Consider the following 17,349-nt stretch of genomic DNA (forward strand, 5'->3'; position numbering starts at 1 on the left):
CAGCCTATGCGATTTCCCATGCCGCGCGCCTGGCCGCTGCTGCTCATCGCGGCGGCGCTGACGGGTTGCGTGAGCGATTCGGGTTTGCACGCGAACGTCAAACCGGTCAAGCCATCCGCCGATGCGCTTCTCCAGACCGTCGGCCCAGGCGCCAACGGCGTGTGGCCCGCGCCCGATTGGGTCAAGCGCTACCGCGATCCGCAACTGGATGAATTGACCGCCGAAGCGTTGCAAAACAATCCCGATCTGCAGATCGCCAAGGCGAGAGTGGGCGCCGCGCAGGCGCAACTCGAGCAGTTTGCTTCGCTCACCGGCCTTACTGGCACAGCGGGCGCGACGGTGAGCAAGGCGCGCTTGCCGCAGCCGAACGATGTGGCCAACGTGTCCGTTGGCGGCCAGCAGATTCCGGTGCAGCTGTTCAACGATCCGGTAGTGTCGCCGGCTGCGTTGTTTGCGGGCTTGAGCTATCAACTCGACTTGTGGGGGAAGAATGCGGCGCTGACCGGCAGCCTGTTGTCGACGCGCGACGCCGCGCGAATCGATGCGGAGCAGGCGCGGCTTACGCTGACTGTCGCGCTCGTGACGCTCTACTGTGAACTCGACCGCGCCTTTGCGATGCAGGACATTCTGCTGCAGAAACAGCAGGCTGCGGACAAGGTCGATGCGGTGTTGCGCGAGCGGGGCGCGCGTGGCATCGATAACGCGTACGACTCGGCCGACGCCACACTCAAGCGAAGCCGGCTCGCTTCACAGCAGGCGCTCAACGACGAGCGCATCAAGCTGACCGAGTTGCAGATTGGGGTGCTGACGGGGCGCGGCGCCGAGCGAGGTTTGTCGTTGCATCGTCCGCAACTCGGCACGACTGCCGATGCGCCGATGCCCGCGCAATTGCCGGTCGATCTGCTGGGCCGCCGCCCTGATATCGTGGCGGCGCGTTTGCGGGCCGAAGCGGCCCTCGCCAACACCGATGCCACGCGAGCCCAGTTCTATCCCGACGTCAATCTGGTGGCCTTTGCCGGGCTGACAGCATTGACGCCCGGCGCGCTTTTCTCGCGAGCGGCGATGACCGGTTCGGTGGGACCAGCGATCTCCTTGCCGATTTTCGACCGCACCCGTTTGCACGCGCAATTAGGCGGCGATTACGCCAACGTCGACGCTGCGATCGGCCTCTACAACAAGACCGTCGACGAGGCGCTCGGCGAGGTCGCGCGTCAGCTGACTTCCTTGCGTACGGTCGATACGCTCGCTACCGGGCAGACTCGCGCGGTGGAAGCAGCCTCGCATATCGTCGCGATCGCCGAAGAGCGGCATCGCCGCGGTATCGGCATGGAGAAGGACGTGACGCTGGCGGACCTGTCTTTGCTCGACGAGCGCGCGCAGCAGGTGGATTTGCAGGGCCGCCGCAGAATGTTGCAGGTCGCGCTGGTCGGCGCACTCGGTGGTGGCTTCGACGTACGCAAGGTGGCCGGCGCGCCGATCTCTCACTATCAGACCACCTTTCCCTCCCACGCGCGCATCACGGATACGCACTTCGATTGAATGCACAACGATAAACAGGCACAACGTGCCGCGGGCTGGGCCGAGGAACAGGCAAACCCGACAAACCCGGCAAACGCGGCAAACGCGGCAAACGCGGCAAACGCGGCAAACGCGGCAAGCATAACGCGTGACACGCACGATTCGAAACGGGCGGCGCGCCGGCGCCGTTTTGCCGTTTTCTTCGGGGTGGTGACGCTCGCCGGTGTGGCGTGGTTGACGTACTGGGGCTTAAGCGCGCGCTTCTACGAAGAGACCGACGACGCGTACGTGGCCGGCAACATCGTGCAGATCGCCGCGCAGATACCCGGCACGGTCACCGATATTCTGGTGGACAACACGCGCCAGGTGCGCGCGGGCCAGCCGCTCGTCAAACTCGACGATGCAGAGGCGGCGGCCGCGTTCGCGCAAGCCAAGGCGCAATTGACGCTCGCGGTACGTCAAGTCGCGAACGCGACGATCTCGCGCAAGCTCTACGTCCAATCGATCGACGCGCGCCGCGCCGAGCTCGCGTTGGCGCAACGTGCGCTGGCGGCGCGCGATCATGCGTCGGTGGAAGTCGTGTCGCCGGAAGAATTGGCGCGCGCCCGCGAAGCGGTCGCCGTCGCGCAGGCGAATCTCGCCTCGGCACAAGTCCAGCTCGACGCCGCCCGCGCGCTCGGCGGGAAATTCCCGGTCGAAGCGAGTCCGCCGGTGCTGCAAGCCGCCGCGCAATTACGCCTTGCTTATCGGAATCTGCAGCGCACCACCGTCGTTTCTCCCGTCGACGGCACGGTAGGACAGCGTTCGGTGCAGATCGGCCAGCAGGTCGGGCCGGGGCTCGCACTCATGTCGATCATTCCGCTCGAGCGCCTGTGGGTCGAGGCGAACTTCAAGGAAGGCCAGATTCGCAGTATGCGGGTAGGGCAGCCGGTGCGCATCGTGTCGGATGTGTACGGCTCGCAAGTGGTGTACCGGGGGCGCGTGGAGGGCTTTTCCGCAGGCACAGGCAGTGCGTTTTCGATGTTGCCCTCGCAGAACGCGGCCGGTAACTGGATCAAGGTCGTGCAGCGCGTGCCGATCGTGATTTCGCTCGATCCGGCCGAACTCGCGGTGCATCCGTTGCGGCTTGGACTGTCGATGCAGGTGTCGGTGGATACGCATGTGCGCAGTGGCCATCCGATCGGCAACGATATGCCGGCGGCCACGCAAAGCACCCGCGTTCACGACAACGTGTCGCGCGATGCCGATGCGCTGATCGCGCAGATCGTTCGGGACAATAGCGACCGTGGTGGTGCTGCCGACTAGATTGGCGCCACCGTGTACGGTGACTAGTTGCCTGGATCGACCACGGGCCTGTCCGGATCCGCGAGCGTCTTATAGGGTAACGATGCTGCGTGCGGGTTGGTTGTGGTGTCGTCGATCACGCGATCGACGTCCGCGGTTTTCGCGAGTTCCGCGAGGAATGTGTGTTTGTCGAAGCCCGGCGCGACGCAGCCCTGCACGTAGATGAAACGGCGTTGCAGCGTGAGCCACAGTGTCGATTGTTCGCGCCAGTGGGTCGCGTAGTTGATATTGGTGAGACGCCGTTGGACGGCCTCCGCGATTTCCGCGTCGTAGAGGTACGCGTTCGACAGACGGCATCGGCCTTCCACCCAGCAGCTATTGCCGCGCTCGATCCGGTAGTGACTGTCGTCGAGCCATTCCTGCTCGGTCTCGAGAGGGCCCAAGGGCACCGGGCATTCGCCGATTGCCCTGGATATCTGAAAGAACGGATCGTGGCCGCGATTGACGCGTTGCGCCTGGGCATAGGCATGCGTCGTGGCCATGCAGATCAGCAGACTCGCCAGCTGCTGTTGGATCAGGCGCTTCATCGTCTTGAGCTCCGGGATATTGAGTGTGCGGCAGACGGATCGGCAATTCTGGTTTTCGACTACCCAGTCGAGATTGGGCAGCGGCGGCTCAAAATCTCAACGGCTCTTGCGACGATTCTCGACGGCGAACTTGATCAGCTCGGCCTGACCTTCGATATCGAGCTTGCGCTTCAGATTCAGCCGGTGTGTTTCCACGGTGCGCACCGAGAGGTCGTTGCGTTGCGCGATCTGCTTGCTCGAGAGGCCTTCCGCGAGCGCATCGAGAATATCGCGCTCGCGCGGCGTGAGCCTTTCGATGGGCGATTGCGTCGCCGATGCCTGAATCAATCGCGCACCCAGCCCCGCGCTGAAAAACGTTTTGCCTTCCAGCACCGCGCCGATCGCCTGAATGATCTCGGTGGCTGGCGAGTCCTTGAGCACATATCCGCTGGCGCCCGCGCGCACCGCCTGGGTCACGTACTCGAGGTTGTCGTGCATGGACAGCATCAGCACGCGTATCGCGGGGAAGCGCTCGTGAAACATGCCGGCCAGCGCGATGCCGTTCATCCCGTTCATGCCGACGTCCATCAGCACCAGATGCGGTTCGTGGCTGGCGGCGAGCGCGAGCGCTTCCTGCGCGTTGCCCGCTTCGCCGACGATTTCGATGTTGCGCACGGCTTCGAGCCGGGCGCGCAATCCGTCGCGTACGAGCGGATGATCGTCGACCAGAATCAAACGTGCGATGGCGAGTGACATGTCGTTCATAGTGAGTTTTCCTGCAGGGCCGGCGATTGAGTCGCGGACGCAGCGATCGGCACGTGCGCGGTCACGATCGTATGACCGGTTTGCGAGCCGAGCGAGAGTTTGCCGCCCAGTGCGTCCAGCCGCTCGCGCATATTGCGCAGACCCACGCCCGCGCGTGGACTCACGAGTGCGTGCGCCACGTCGAAACCGCGCCCGTTGTCCGAAATCGTCAGCGTGACGGCGTCGCTCGATACCTCCAGCGATAACGCCGCGCTGGACGCCTGTGCGTGCCGCACGATATTCGTCAGTGCTTCCTGGGCGATACGGAACAGCACCGTGTTCACTGCTTCCGGCAAAACCGCTGCATGAGTGTGGGCGATCTGCGTGAAACCGATCTGAATACCCGACTCGTCGCTCAACTCTCGCGTGAGTTGCTCCAGTGCGGCGGCGACGCCGAGGTCGTCGAGCATCGACGGCCGCAATGCGTGAGAAATACGGCGCACTTCACGCAAGGTATCGCCGATGCGCGCAATGCTGGTCGACAGCGCGGTTTCCGCTGCGGGCACCCGTACGTCGCTGCGTTCGAAGCGCGCCAACGCCGATTCGAGCAGCAGCTTGACGGAGACCATCATCTGACTGATGCCGTCGTGCAACTCACGCGACAGACGCGCCCGTTCGTTTTCCTGCGAGTCGACTACCTGCTGTGCGAGGCGCTTCAGTTTCGCGTCGGCGCTGCGATATTCGGTGACGTTGAGCACCAGGGCGCACAAAGCGATCACGACGAGTCCGGCGAGTGCGATGACATCGATCCACTGCATCGTGCGATCGATGTTGGCCGCCGCGCGCTGATCGATGTCCGCGAGCGTGGCGTCGACATCGTCGAGGTAGATGCCGGTGCCGATCATCCAGCCCCAGCGTTCGAGCGGCACCACGTAACCCAGCTTCGATGCGAGCTTGCCTGTCGACGGACGATGCCACACGTAGCGCACATAACCGCCGCCGCGCGAGGCCGCGGCGAGCAATTGCTGGATCGTCGGCGTGCCTTGCGGATCGCGCAGCGTCCAGAGATCGCGTCCGACGAGATCGGGCTCGCGCGGATGCATCAGCGAACGGCCGTGCATGTCGTAGACGAAGAAATAGCCGTCCTTGCCGAAATCCATCTTCTCGAGGATATCGAGCGCGCGAGTGCGCAGCATGGCATCGTCGCGCGCGTTGTCGTGGCCGGCGTTGTAGAGCGGAGCGATGGCCGTGGTCGCGAGCTCGACGTAGTGTTTGAGCTCGATTTCCTTGCTGGCCATGTACGCGGCCTGGGTGGTCGCGTGCTGCGTTTCGGCGAGCGCCGTGGCTTCCCGGCGTACGCCGGTTTCGATGCTGGCGATAGCCGCCAGGAAGGGCACGATCGCCAGCAGGACAATCTTTGCTTTCAGTTTCATCGTAGACAGGACGACCGACGGACTACGTGGTATTACGTAGCCGGCTTACGTAGTTGCGCGCTTGTGAGAGCGCTCACGAAGGCGAATACTACATCCCCACGACGCACCGCGCCTTCCGGCGCGCGTTGGTGCGGCGCACATTGCAAATGCAAACTCCGGTTTTCCCGCCTGATATCAGGCAGCCGGTTTTCCGCGTGTCCGGCCATAAGCCATGGCGCGCGGTTTCAATAATAGACCTAGGAGACGTTTGTGGAGACCTCCCAATCCGCCGGCCGTTCATGGCTATGGCTCATCTTGCTGATTCCGTACATCGCGTTGTTGTGGTTGCCGTTCTATAACGACACGCGCCCCTCGTTCGCCGGTTTTCCGTTCTTCTACTGGTATCAGTTCCTGTGGGTTCCGTTGACCTCGCTCCTGATTTACGTCGTGTATCGAGGTGTCAAATGAGCGAAGCCAATCCTGTGAACCCGGTTGCGATGACGGTCTTTATCGCGTTCTTTGTTCTCGTCACCGTGATCGGTTTCTTTGCCGCGCGCTGGAAGCGGGGCGACCTGACGCAATTGCACGAGTGGGGCCTGGGCGGCCGCCAGTTCGGTACGGTGATTTCGTGGTTCCTCGTGGGCGGCGATTTCTATACGGCCTATACCGTGATCGCGGTGCCCGCGCTGGTGTATTCGGTGGGCGCGTATGGCTTCTTTGCGCTGCCGTACACGATCATTGTCTATCCGTTCGTGTTCGCGGTGATGCCGAAGCTGTGGAAGATCGCCCACGCGAAGAATCACATCACGGCTGCGGATTACGTGCAAGGCGAATATGGCGGCAAGTGGTTCCCTGCGGCGGTCGCGATCACCGGTATTGTCGCGACGATGCCGTATATCGCGCTGCAACTGGTGGGCATGCAGGTGGTGATCAAGGGGCTCGGCGTGACCGGTGAAATGCCGCTGATCGTCGCCTTCGTGATTCTTGCGCTGTACACGTATGCAAGCGGTTTGCGGGCGCCGGCGATGATCGCGTTCGTCAAGGACATCATGATCTATATCGTCGTGATCGCGGCCGTCTGGCTGATTCCGGCGAAGCTCGGCGGCTATGCGCATGTGTTCGATGCGGCCGATACGTATTTCAAGGCCAAGGGCGGCGCAACCGGGATCATTCTGAAGCCGGCGCAGTTCACCGCTTATGCATCGCTTGCGTTGGGTTCGGCACTGGCGGCGTTCATGTATCCGCATACGATGACGGCGGTGTTGTCGTCCTCGTCGGCTAACACCGTGCGCAAGAATGCGATTTTCCTGCCTGCGTATACGCTGTTGCTTGGGCTGATTGCGTTGCTCGGCTATATGGCGATTGCGGCCGGCGTGCATGTGAAGTCGGCGTCCGATATGGTACCGGCGCTGTTCAATACGCTGTTCCCGTCGTGGTTCGTCGGCTTTGCGGCTGCGGCCATTGCGATTAGCGCGTTGGTGCCTGCCGCGATCATGTCGATTGGTGCGGCTAATCTGTTCACCCGGAATTTGTGGCGTCCTCTCGTTTCGCCGGATATCACGCCCGAGGCGGAGGCTTCGACTGCGAAGGTCGTTTCGCTGGTTGTGAAGTTTGGTGCGCTGTTGTTTATCGTGTTCTTGCCGACGCAGTATGCGATTGATCTGCAGTTGCTGGGTGGGGTCTGGATTTTGCAGATTTTCCCGGCCATTGTGTTTACGTTGTACACGCGGCGGTTGAATACGTCAGGGTTGTTTACTGGGTGGCTGGTCGGGATCGTGCTGGGGACCGGTCTTGCTATTTCTCAAGGGCTTAAGCCGGTGTTCGCTTTGCATATCGGTGATGCTACTTATCCGCTTTATATTGGGTTGATTGCGTTGGCGGCTAATGTTGTGGTTAGTTTTGTTGTGTCGGTTTTGTCGCCACGCAGGGTTGTGGTTGCTGTTTGATGTTTGATGTTTGATTGGTCGGCGCCGCCGGGGGTGTTTGCTCGGTGGCGGTTGGCTTTCCGGTTTACGGTTTCCGTTTTCCGTTTTCTTTGAGCTGGTTTTTGGGGTTGTGGGCCTACGGCGGCCTTTTATCGATCTGGCTTTTTTGGGGTTTTCCTTGGTCTGATGTTGGTGCCTTTTCTTGATTTGTTAGTGGTCTATTAGCGTCGCCCCTGTGCGGGGCAGGCACCTACTTTTCTTTGCCGGCTGCAAAGAAAAGTAGGCAAAAGAAAGCAGCTCACACCACGCCTGCTAAGTGGGCACCGTAGCCCGCACACGGTAGTGGTGCATCTGGAATCTGTGTTCGTGCACCTGCTTGCCCTGGTGACAAGGGCGTCATTCTTCCGGCGGCGCTGCGCGCGCCGACCAGTACTCCAGAAACCATTGGTTACCTGGAGCCTGTCTCCATCTAGCTGCGGTCGGAATGCAGCGGTTTACTTCTCTCAACTTCTCCGGCGAAAGTTGATTCCCGTGAATGCCGCCATCAACATCGGAAATCCGCCAGATAGTAGAGCGGAATTGGTGGCAACGTGCCGTGTCCCGAGCACGTCGACGCATCCGCTCTGCAGCAAGCACGACAATTTCGCGTAAGCCAAAGCCAAAGCCAAAGCCAAAGCCAAAGCCAAAGCCAAAGCCAATCCGGCCCTACGTCCAATAAAAATTCTACGGCGTGCTACGCGACATATTGACCGGCTGCAGACGGCCAACTACCTCGGGAATAGCTGAACTCGCGGGCGACGTTTCGTCGATCGAAGTACGGCCGCCGTCGTGGAAGAAAGCAAGTTCCGCAGCCTTATTCAGTACAAGGATGCTGATGCGCCGATTGGTCGGTTCGTCGGCGACATTGCTGTTCAGCGGCAACACGTCGGCAAGCCCGCGCACCTGCAGGAGCTTCTCGCCGTGCATGCCGCCAGCCACAAGCGCGCGGCGCGCGGCGTTGGCTCGCTCGGACGAGAGTTCCCAGTTCGAATAGCCGTCTGGTCCAGCCGTGTAAGGCACCGCGTCGGTGTGGCCGGCAATCGAAATGCGGTTCTCCACGTCGTTGAGCGCGGCGCCGATCTGCGTCAGGATCGTCACGGCGTAAGGCTGCAATTTCGAACTGCCGGATGGAAACATCGGCCGGTTTTGCGAATCGACGATCTCGATGCGCAAACCTTCGTTCGTGATCGAAATGCGGATCTGATCCTTGAATGCCTTCAACGCCGGGCTCTGTTCGATCAACACGGTGAGCTTCTCTTTCAATTGCTGAAGCCGCGCTGCGTCCGAGGGCGAGACGATCGGTGGGACGGTGGTCGGTGGTGCGGGTTCGGCCTGGCTCTTCCTGCCGTCGCCCGGCCGCGTGTCGGCAATGTCGCGGCCGCCGCCTTGTACGACGCTCGGACGCGCCGCTGCGGTGCCCTCGTTGCCGCCGAGCAGGCTCGACAGCGGCGTGTTGAAATAATCCTCGATGCCCTGCTTGTCGTACTTCGACGTCGAGCCGAGCAGCCACATCAGCAGGAAGAACGCCATCATCGCGGTGACGAAGTCGGCGTAGGCGATCTTCCATGCGCCGGCGTGATGAGCACCGTGATCGTCGCCCTTTTTCGAGCGGCGCACGATCACGGGAGCGGGCGTGTCCACCTGCTGCGATGCGCGCGATCTTCTTCCGTTCATGATGCCGCTCCGCGTCAGGCCGATTTCGGCATCTTGGTGGCGCGCACGGCGTCGTCGAGTTCCTGGAAGCTCGGACGGTCGGCGGTGAAGAGCACCTTGCGGCCGAACTCGACGGCGATCGGCGGTGCATACCCGGAAAGCGAGGCGAGCAGCACGGCCTTCACGCACTGGTAAGGCTTGGCCTCGGCGCGGCCCTTGGCATTGAGCAGATCGGCGACAGGGCCGATAAATCCATAAGCGAGAAGAATGCCGAGGAAGGTGCCGACCAATGCGCCGGCGATCATTTCGCCGAGCACGGCGGGCGGCGCGCCGACCGAGCCCATCGTATGAACCACGCCCATCACGGCGGCCACAATGCCGAATGCAGGCAAGCCGTCGGCCATTTTCTGAATCGCGTTGGCCGCGATCGACGCTTCCGCGTGATGCGTGGCCAGTTCTTCGTCCATCAGATCCTGCACTTCAAGCACGTTCACATTGCCGCCGGACATCATGCGCAGATAATCGACGATAAAGTCGAGCAGGTGATGGTCCTCCAATACGTGCGAATACTTCTGGAACAGCACGCTTTCTTCCGGCGCGGCAACGTCGGCTTCGAGCGACATCATGCCTTCCTTGCGTGCCTTCTGAAGCAACTCGTAGAGCAGGGCGATCAGTTCGAGATACTTTTCTTTTGTGTAACCCCCGCTCTTGAAGCAGGACGGAATCGCCCTGACGGTTTTCTTCAGCGTGGAAGTCGGATTGCTCACGACAAACGCGCCGATTGCCGCACCGAAAATGCATAGCAATTCGAACGGTTGAACGAGCGCGGGAAGATGCCCGCCCACGCCGACAAAACTACCGATGACAGACGCGATTACCACGATCCAGCCGATTGCGACGAACATGCTTTCTCCATTTACCTTGCGCAACACACGTTCGATAGAACAGGCCCTATTTCAAGGACTTTTCGGGTGTGCAGCAGCAGTTCTGTATGTACCGGTAAACGGCCAGATTCGCGATGTCTGAAGTGGGGGAACCCGTGGAAAAGAGAATATTCACCAGCTGGTTAATCGAGCGGATCGACTTCCGGTAATTTTGTCCGCCGTGTTGTGACCAGTCGTTGCGACTGCAACCAATTGCGGGCATTCGCGGGCATGAGCATGCTCAGGTCAGATGATTAGGAATGTCGCGGCGTGGCCGCGCTATTCAAAACGCATGGCGCAACATTTTTACCGGGTGGCCTGCCAGCGTCTGCTAGCATGACCAACAATGTGTAGCGACAGCCGGTTCCGGCGCGCATAGCCGCCGTCCGGCTCCACGTCGGATCATGAATGCCGACAGCAGGAGCGCCCCATCCGGAGATGCGAACAGCATGCGGAATCTGAATTTTGTGGCGAGCCGCCGCCTGGCAATCCAGGCGGCCTCCTGCATTGCCGGTCTCGGATTCCTGTTTGCGTCCAATGCGGCTCACGCTCAGGAGTTTTCCCTATTCGGCGGCGGCTCGCGCGCGGGCAGCACAAACACCTACACGTGGGCAATCAACTATCAGGAAGGGCTCGGGCCATACTTTGCCGCGAGCTTCACGTGGCTCAATGAAGGACACATTCCCGACCATCATCGCGACGGCCAGATGATCCAGCTATGGGGCCGTATTCCGGTGGGGAACCCGCAGTTCGTGCTGCAGGCGGGCGTCGGTCCATATCGTTACTTCGACACCACCACGGCGGTGCAAGGCGGAAGCTATTCGGATACGCACGGCTGGGGTGTCGTGTATAGCGTGCGCGCGGCGTACTACGCGTCGAGCCGGTGGATCACGCAACTGCAGTTGAACCGCGTGCATGTGCAACGCGGGCCGGATGCGACAAGCGTGATGTTCGGCGTCGGCTATCAGCTCGACGCGCCGGGCTCCCCCGGTCCGCGCGACTGGGCGAGCGGCAGCACGCACAAGGTCACCAACAACGAAGTGGCGCTGTATCTCGGCGAGACCATCATCAATTCAACCAGCTCGCCGACCGCGCTCGGCGGCGCGATCGAGTACCGCCGCGGCCTTGCGAAATACCTCGATGTGACGGTCGGCTACCTCCACGAAGGCAGCAGCAAGGTGTCGCGCCGCGACGGTATCACGAGTCAATTGTGGGCGACCCGCGCGTTCCTCGATGACAAGGTCACGCTGGCGCTCGGCGTCGGCACTTACTATGCGAGCAACGAAAACGAGAACAGCCTGACGCCGGGCCCGGGCGCCGGGAAGTTTTCCGGCCTCGTCACGATCGCGGGTGCGTATCGCCTGACCGATCACTGGGATGCGCGGATCGAATGGAATCGTGTCGTGACACGCTATGATCGCGATTCGGATGTGATTTTCGGTGGTGTGGGCTACCGTTGGTGATGGCTCACCATGCCGGCAGAAGCAGTCTTCCAGAACCGATAGTAAAGACTCGCACAAAAAAACCGGAGAAGAGCATGAAAGCCAGCACCATCGCCGATCGGGAGGCTCGTGGCCGTGCCGCCCGTGAGCACTCGAAGCGTTCGAGCCATCGTACGGTAGGCGAATTGCATCGCAACCCGATCGAATTGCTCAAGCAAAGCAGCGAGGGGCGAGTCGAAAGGCTCGTGCCGCTACGCTACGGGCGCATGTCGGCGTCGCCGTTCACCTTCTTCCGCGGCACGGCGATCATTCAGGCGCACGACCTGAGCCGGATTCCCGATACCGGCCTCACCATGCCGATTTGCGGCGACGGCCATCTGATGAATTTCGGCGGGTTCGCGACACCGGAGCGTCAGCTCGTGTTCGATCTGAACGACTTCGACGAAGTCGCGACGGGCCCCTTCGAATGGGACCTGAAGCGCCTGACTGCAAGCCTCGTGGTCGCCGCGCGTCATATGCGTTTGAGCCGTGGCGCGGCCGAGAACCTGGTGATGACCGCCGTCACCGAATACCGCGACCGCATGGCGCAATACGCGCAGTGCGGTGCGCTCGAACTTTGGTACGACCGGATCACCTTCGAGCTGATGGCCGAAACGGCGTTGACACCGGAGCGCCGGCGCGCAGTGCGCCGCGGCATGGAGAAGGCGGCGAACCGTACCCACGAAAGCCTGTTGGAGAAAATGGCCGATTACGACGGCGCCCACTGGACGATCCGCGATGCGCCGCCGGCGCTGTTCCACGTGCTCGGCGCGAACACGCTGTTCACGGAGGAAGAAACCGAAGCGTACAAGGGCGCCAATTGGCGCAAGATGCTCGAACGCATGTGGGGCGATTACCTGAAGACGATGTCGCACGACCGGCGGGAGTTGCTGGGGCATTTCACCGTGCATGACATCGTTTTCAAAGTGGTGGGCGTTGGCAGCGTCGGCACGCGCTGCATGGTCGTGCTCAACGTGGATCACATGGGCAAGCCATTGTTCCTGCAACTCAAGGAGGCGCGGCCCTCGGTGATCTCTCAGTACTACAAGTCGCCGGCCATCAAGCACGAGGGTGAACGCGTCGTGCAAGGGCAGCGCATGCTGCAAGCCGCGAGCGATATCTTTCTCGGATGGGCGACGGGGCCGTTAGGGCGCCATTTTTACTTCCGGCAACTGCGCGATATGAAACTGTCGGCGAACATCGAACTGTTCGACACCGACCTGCTGGAAGGTTACGCGAAACTCTGCGGCTGGATCATGGCGCGCGCGCATGCCAAGGCGAGCGGCCAGGCGATCGAAGTCAGCGCCTATATCGGCCGTGGCGATCAGTTCGCGGAATCGCTCGCCGCCTATGCCGCCAGCTACGCGGATCAGGTGGAGCGTGATTATGACGCTTTCTTGAAGGCTTGCCGCAGCGGCGAGCTGGAGGCGCGCACGGACGAAGACATGGCGGCGGACTTCCGCGTGTAACAGTGAGGTCGACGTGCGGGCTGCGTGTCCGCGGGTGTGCCGCGCGTGAAGGGTGCTCAGTTCAGCCGTCGACCCGCGCTTCACGCAGCGTCACGAAGCGCAGGCGCTGGCGGCGCGCCGCGTCGATCACGCGCGGCAGGACGGCGAGTATCAGCGGTTTGCCCTCGATGGTGAGCGCGGCATTGCCGTCGTGCAGCAGCAGGATGTCGCGCGGGGCAAGGCCGGTGAGCAGCCGATGCGCGACCACTTGCGGATCGCGCTCGCGCGTGTCATAGCCGCGCCGCGTCCATGCCGCGAGCCGCAAATCGAGTTTGCCCAGCACCGGTTCGAGAAAGATGTTGCGCAATCCCGCCGGGGCGCGGAAGAACATCGGCCGCTCGCCGCTCAATGCTTCGAGCGTGCGCTGTGCTGTGTCGATCTCGCGTGTGAGCGCGCCCGGAAACGTGATCGAAAACGTGTGCACGTGAACCTGCGAATGATTTTCCAGCGCATGCCCGCGTGCGACGATGTCGCGTGCGAGCTCCGGATAGCGCTGCGCCTTCGCGCCGATGCAGAAGAAGGTGGCGCGCACGTTGAAGGCGTCGAGCAGGTCCAGCACCTGCGGCGTGACGACGGGATCGGGACCGTCGTCGATGGTCAGGGCGATCGCGTCTGCGTTGCGCGCGTCAACGGGCAGGCGCGTCCAGTTCGGGCCCAGCAGCGAGGTGCGCGGCAACAGCCCGGCCACCGTGAAAATAGCGTGATTCGCAAAGATCGCGGCGAGCCACCACGGCCACGCGGCGGGCGCCAGCAGCCATCCGACCACCACGAATACGTGCCATGCGGCGGTGGCGGTGAGCATCGCGGGATAGCCGGTGCGTGGCCAGCGGCGCCGGGGTGTGGCCTCATCGCCTTGCGGCGGCGTGAAGAGTTCGTTCATAAAGCGTGCTTCCTGTCTTCCTTCCTCCGTCCCGGGAAGGACCTGAATCGCGCGCGTGACGCGCAACGGCAAACGATACCATTGATGCGCGGTTCGGCGCGGACGCGGACAGGAACGGCAAATATTGAAAGCACGTTGAAAGGCACGATGCCCTCGCGACGGCCGCGCCGTTCATTTGTGATGGGCGATCCGCTGTTGTATGGTGCTAGGGCCAAAAACGGAGCGGGAGGGGCGTTGTGACAGAAGCGGGAATCAGGAAGGTCGCGCTGGTGACGGGCGCGGGCAGCGGCATCGGCCGGGCCTGCGCGCTCAAGATGCTGGAACACGGCTATAGCGTCGTGCTCGCCGGCCGTCGCCAGGCGCCGCTCGACGCCGTGGTCGACGAAGCGCGGCAACTGCGTGGCGACGCGCTTGCCGTGGCCTGCGACGTGACGGACGCCGGCAGCGTCGCCGCGTTGTTCGACACGATTCGCGCGCGGCGCGGCCGCCTCGACGTGCTGTTCAATAACGCGGGCCGCAACGGCTCGCCGGTGGATATCGACGAACTCGATATCGATGAATGGCGCTCGGTGGTCGACACCAATCTCACCGGCGTGTTTCTTTGCACGCGTGCCGCCTTCGGTCTGATGAAAACGCAGACGCCGCGGGGCGGCCGCATCATCAACAATGGCTCGATTTCCGCGCATGCGCCGCGGCCGAACAGCATCGCTTACACGGCGACCAAGCACGCGATTACCGGCATCACGAAAGCGGTTTCGCTCGACGGCCGCAAATACGACATCGTGTGCGGGCAGATCGACATCGGCAATGCCGCGACTGAGATGGCCGAGCGGATGGCGCGCGGCGTGCCGCAGGCGAACGGCGAAATCGCGGTCGAGCCGTTGATGGACGTGCAGCACGTCGCCGACGCGGTGCTGCATATGGCCGAATTGCCGCTGTCGGCGAACGTGCAGTTCATGACCATCATGGCGAGCAAGATGCCGTTCGTCGGCAGGGGTTGAGGGCCGCGCCAGGCGCCAATGGCGTGAGCGGGTGGAAAGAAGGGGGCGCGCAGAATGTGAATCGAAGGCACGGTTCATCTCGCGAGTCGATGTCGAACCGCCGCCGCGCGCATCGCGGAAGATCAACTTATACTGGACGCTTCCCGCCCATTGGAAAAAGCGATTCGCCGTGCCCCGCGCCATACCGAGCGACGACCCGCAGCCAGTGCCGCCCGTGCAGCCCGACCTCGACGATTGTTGTCATAGCGGCTGCAATCCGTGTGTCTTCGATCTCTACGATGAAGCGCTCGAGCGCTATCAGTCAGCGCTCGCCGAATGGCAAGCGCGGCAAGCTGCGCTGAAGGCGCAAGAGGCGCAAGAGGCGCAAGAGGCACGAACTGCGCAAAAGGCGCACGCACGGCAGAGCAAACCGCGCAGGCGCCGCTAAACGGCGTTTCAGGTTTGACGCCAAGGCCGCAGCCATACCCTGTTCCCGTCATGACCGACCTTCAGTCCGCACCCATCGAACCCTTCAACGAAGCGCACACGCTGGACGACCTGCATGCCTTCGTGCAGCGCTTTCCGCGTCTGTTCGTGCTGACCGGCGCGGGCATCAGCACCGACTCCGGCATTCCGGGCTACCGCGACGACAACGGCGAATGGAAACGTTCGCCGCCGATCACGCTGCAGGAATTTCTCGGCACGGCCGCGATGCGCCGGCGCTATTGGGCACGCAGCATGGTCGGCTGGCCGGTGGTGGCCGACGCGCAGCCGAATGCCGCGCATACCGCATTGGCCCGGCTGGAGACGGCGGGCCACGTGCCCACGCTCGTCACGCAGAATGTCGACGGTTTGCATCAGCGGGCGGGCAGCCGCGAAGTGATCGAACTGCATGGCGGCATCGACGGCGTGACGTGTCTGGATTGCGGGATGCAGCATTCGCGCGCGTCGATCCAGCAGACGCTCGAGGCCGACAACCCCGCGTTGCTGAACGTCACCGCCGAAACCGCCGCCGACGGCGACGCACATCTGGAATGGCACGATCTCGACGCTTTCCGCATCCCGTCGTGCACGAACTGCGGCGGTTTGCTGAAGCCCGCGGTGGTGTTCTTCGGCGAAAGCGTGCCGCGCGAGCGTGTCGAAGCGGCTTCGCACGCGCTCGACGCAGCGGACGCGGTGCTGGTGGTCGGCTCGTCGCTGATGGTCTATTCGGGCTACCGCTTCTGCGTGTGGGCGCAGAAGCAGAACAAGCCGATCGTCGCGATCAATCTGGGGCGCACGCGCGCCGATCCGCTGCTGTCGCTGAAAATCGCCGCGTCCTGCGCCGACACGCTGACCGCGCTGGCGAGCCGTCTCGCACTGGACTGAGCGGACGACCGAGTCAGGCGCGGCCCGCGTAAATCGCCGATAATCGCATTCCCACCCGGCGCCGCTCTCACGAAGAGCAACCGCCACGCAAAAGGAACGCCGATGTTGACGACGATCGAACAGCTCGAAGCAATCTACGGTCAGCCCCACGGACGCGCCGTACGCGTGCGCACCGCCCTGTACTTAAACTAAGTGAACATGACTGATTTCCATCCGGCGCTGCGGCAACACTCGCCATCCGCCGAACGCAATCGCGAACCGATCCTTGCTGTGTTGCGCGAGGTGTTGCCGGCCACTGGCCGCGTGCTGGAGATCGCGAGCGGCACGGGCCAGCACGCTGTCTGCTTTGCCCGCGCGTTGCCCGGGCTCGACTGGCAACCGAGCGATCCCGATGCGGATGCGCGTGCGTCGATTGCTGCGTGGATCGCGCACGAAGGGTTGGCGAACGTGCACGCGCCGCTCGCGCTCGATGTGCATCAGCCGGATTGGGGCGTACAAACGCTGGATACGCTGGCTCAGCTCGACGCCGTGGTTTGTATCAACATGATTCACATCTCGCCGTGGAGCGCGGCGCAAGCGCTGTTCGCCGGAGCGAGCCGCCGGCTGGCCGAGGGCGGTGTACTGTATCTGTACGGCCCTTACAAGCGTGGCGGCGCGCATACCTCGCCGAGCAACGATGCGTTCGATCAGCAATTGCGCAGCCGCGACCCCGCGTGGGGCGTGCGCGATATGGAGGCCGTGGTGGCGTTGGGCGCATCGGTTGGACTCGCGTGCGAGGAGCCGATCGCGATGCCGGCCAACAATTTCAGTCTGGTTTTCAGGAAACGCCTGGGCGCGGCGAAGGTCTGACAGACGTTCGGTTACGCGCGGTGCCGGCGTGGCACCGCGCGGTGCGTGATGCGGTGCATGACGCAGTGCGCAATGTAATGCGCAATGTGGTGAGACGCGATGCGTCATGACACGCATCGCCAGGCGCCGCACGAAGTTTCGTGAGGTCCGCACGCAGTGGCAAGCCCGCTCGCCGAGCGTCAATGCGCGCCAACGAGCGGCAAGCCGGCATTTCTTTTA

General features: G+C 62.6%; 16 protein-coding genes. 10 read left to right on the forward strand and 6 right to left on the reverse strand.

Features of this window, described 5'->3' with window-relative positions:
* Positions 1-6 precede the first annotated feature (6 nt).
* Positions 7-1,539, forward strand: coding sequence for an efflux transporter outer membrane subunit (locus DSC91_RS03210; protein WP_229758269.1), 1,533 nt, complete (start codon positions 7-9; stop codon positions 1,537-1,539).
* On the forward strand, positions 1,540-2,823 hold the full coding sequence (locus DSC91_RS03215) for an HlyD/EmrA/EmrK family protein (protein WP_115776799.1): 1,284 nt from the start codon (positions 1,540-1,542) through the stop codon (positions 2,821-2,823).
* Positions 2,824-2,846: 23 nt separating this feature from the next.
* Here DSC91_RS03215 and DSC91_RS03220 read toward each other — a convergent pair whose 3' ends face one another.
* From DSC91_RS03220 to DSC91_RS03230, 3 genes are all read right to left on the reverse strand, one after another.
* Positions 2,847-3,389 carry a hypothetical protein gene (locus DSC91_RS03220; RefSeq protein ID WP_115776800.1) on the reverse strand — a complete coding sequence of 181 codons (543 nt, stop codon included), beginning with the start codon at positions 3,387-3,389 and terminating at the stop codon, positions 2,847-2,849.
* Between the two features lie 96 nt (positions 3,390-3,485).
* On the reverse strand, positions 3,486-4,133 hold the full coding sequence (locus tag DSC91_RS03225) for a response regulator (protein ID WP_115776801.1): 648 nt from the start codon (positions 4,131-4,133) through the stop codon (positions 3,486-3,488).
* The gene (locus DSC91_RS03230; protein ID WP_115776802.1) at positions 4,130-5,545 is read right to left on the reverse strand and encodes a cache domain-containing protein; all 1,416 of its coding nucleotides are present in this window, start codon (positions 5,543-5,545) and stop codon (positions 4,130-4,132) included. The genes DSC91_RS03225 and DSC91_RS03230 overlap by 4 nt, the downstream gene beginning before the upstream one ends.
* Positions 5,546-5,794: 249 nt before the next feature.
* Between DSC91_RS03230 and DSC91_RS03235 the strand changes: the two genes are divergently transcribed.
* Complete coding sequence (locus DSC91_RS03235) at positions 5,795-5,992, forward strand: DUF3311 domain-containing protein (RefSeq protein ID WP_093634922.1); 198 nt, start codon at positions 5,795-5,797, stop codon at positions 5,990-5,992.
* Positions 5,989-7,470, forward strand: coding sequence for a monocarboxylate uptake permease MctP (mctP, locus tag DSC91_RS03240; protein WP_115776803.1), 1,482 nt, complete (start codon positions 5,989-5,991; stop codon positions 7,468-7,470). Before DSC91_RS03235 ends, mctP begins: the two co-directional genes overlap by 4 nt.
* A gap of 702 nt (positions 7,471-8,172) precedes the next feature.
* On the opposite strand, the gene motB is transcribed toward mctP, so the two are convergent.
* The gene (gene motB, locus DSC91_RS03250; protein ID WP_115776805.1) at positions 8,173-9,162 is read right to left on the reverse strand and encodes a flagellar motor protein MotB; all 990 of its coding nucleotides are present in this window, start codon (positions 9,160-9,162) and stop codon (positions 8,173-8,175) included.
* A 14-nt stretch (positions 9,163-9,176) separates the two neighbouring features.
* Positions 9,177-10,046, reverse strand: a complete 870-nt coding sequence (motA, locus tag DSC91_RS03255) for a flagellar motor stator protein MotA (RefSeq protein ID WP_115776806.1) — start codon at positions 10,044-10,046, stop codon at positions 9,177-9,179.
* A 467-nt stretch (positions 10,047-10,513) separates the two neighbouring features.
* On the opposite strand from motA, the gene DSC91_RS03260 reads away from it, so the two are divergent.
* Together DSC91_RS03260 and DSC91_RS03265 are read left to right on the forward strand one after the other, a co-directional pair.
* Positions 10,514-11,527, forward strand: coding sequence for a hypothetical protein (locus tag DSC91_RS03260; RefSeq protein WP_115776807.1), 1,014 nt, complete (start codon positions 10,514-10,516; stop codon positions 11,525-11,527).
* Positions 11,528-11,601: 74 nt separating this feature from the next.
* Entirely contained in the window at positions 11,602-13,014 is a 1,413-nt protein-coding gene (locus DSC91_RS03265) for a DUF2252 domain-containing protein (protein ID WP_115776808.1), read from the forward strand.
* Between the two features lie 61 nt (positions 13,015-13,075).
* Here the strand turns inward: DSC91_RS03265 and DSC91_RS03270 are convergent, their stop codons facing one another.
* Positions 13,076-13,933 (reverse strand): polysaccharide deacetylase family protein, encoded by an 858-nt coding sequence (locus DSC91_RS03270; RefSeq protein WP_115776809.1) that lies wholly within the window; start codon positions 13,931-13,933, stop codon positions 13,076-13,078.
* A 236-nt stretch (positions 13,934-14,169) separates the two neighbouring features.
* Here DSC91_RS03270 and DSC91_RS03275 point away from each other — a divergent pair, with 236 nt between their 5' ends.
* The 4 genes from DSC91_RS03275 to DSC91_RS03295 all read left to right on the forward strand — a co-directional run bounded on the left by DSC91_RS03275 (position 14,170) and on the right by DSC91_RS03295 (position 17,130).
* Positions 14,170-14,934, forward strand: a complete 765-nt coding sequence (locus DSC91_RS03275) for an SDR family oxidoreductase (protein WP_115776810.1) — start codon at positions 14,170-14,172, stop codon at positions 14,932-14,934.
* A gap of 169 nt (positions 14,935-15,103) precedes the next feature.
* A complete protein-coding gene (locus tag DSC91_RS03280; RefSeq protein WP_115779666.1) occupies positions 15,104-15,361 on the forward strand; it encodes an oxidoreductase-like domain-containing protein in 258 nt (85 codons plus the stop codon).
* Positions 15,362-15,411: 50 nt separating this feature from the next.
* A complete protein-coding gene (locus DSC91_RS03285) occupies positions 15,412-16,281 on the forward strand; it encodes an NAD-dependent protein deacetylase (RefSeq protein WP_115776811.1) in 870 nt (289 codons plus the stop codon).
* 198 nt (positions 16,282-16,479) lie between these two features.
* The gene (locus DSC91_RS03295; RefSeq protein WP_115776812.1) at positions 16,480-17,130 is read left to right on the forward strand and encodes a DUF938 domain-containing protein; all 651 of its coding nucleotides are present in this window, start codon (positions 16,480-16,482) and stop codon (positions 17,128-17,130) included.
* Positions 17,131-17,349: the final 219 nt, after the last annotated feature.

The sequence above is a fragment of the Paraburkholderia caffeinilytica genome (assembly GCF_003368325.1).
Lineage (GTDB): Bacteria > Pseudomonadota > Gammaproteobacteria > Burkholderiales > Burkholderiaceae > Paraburkholderia > Paraburkholderia caffeinilytica.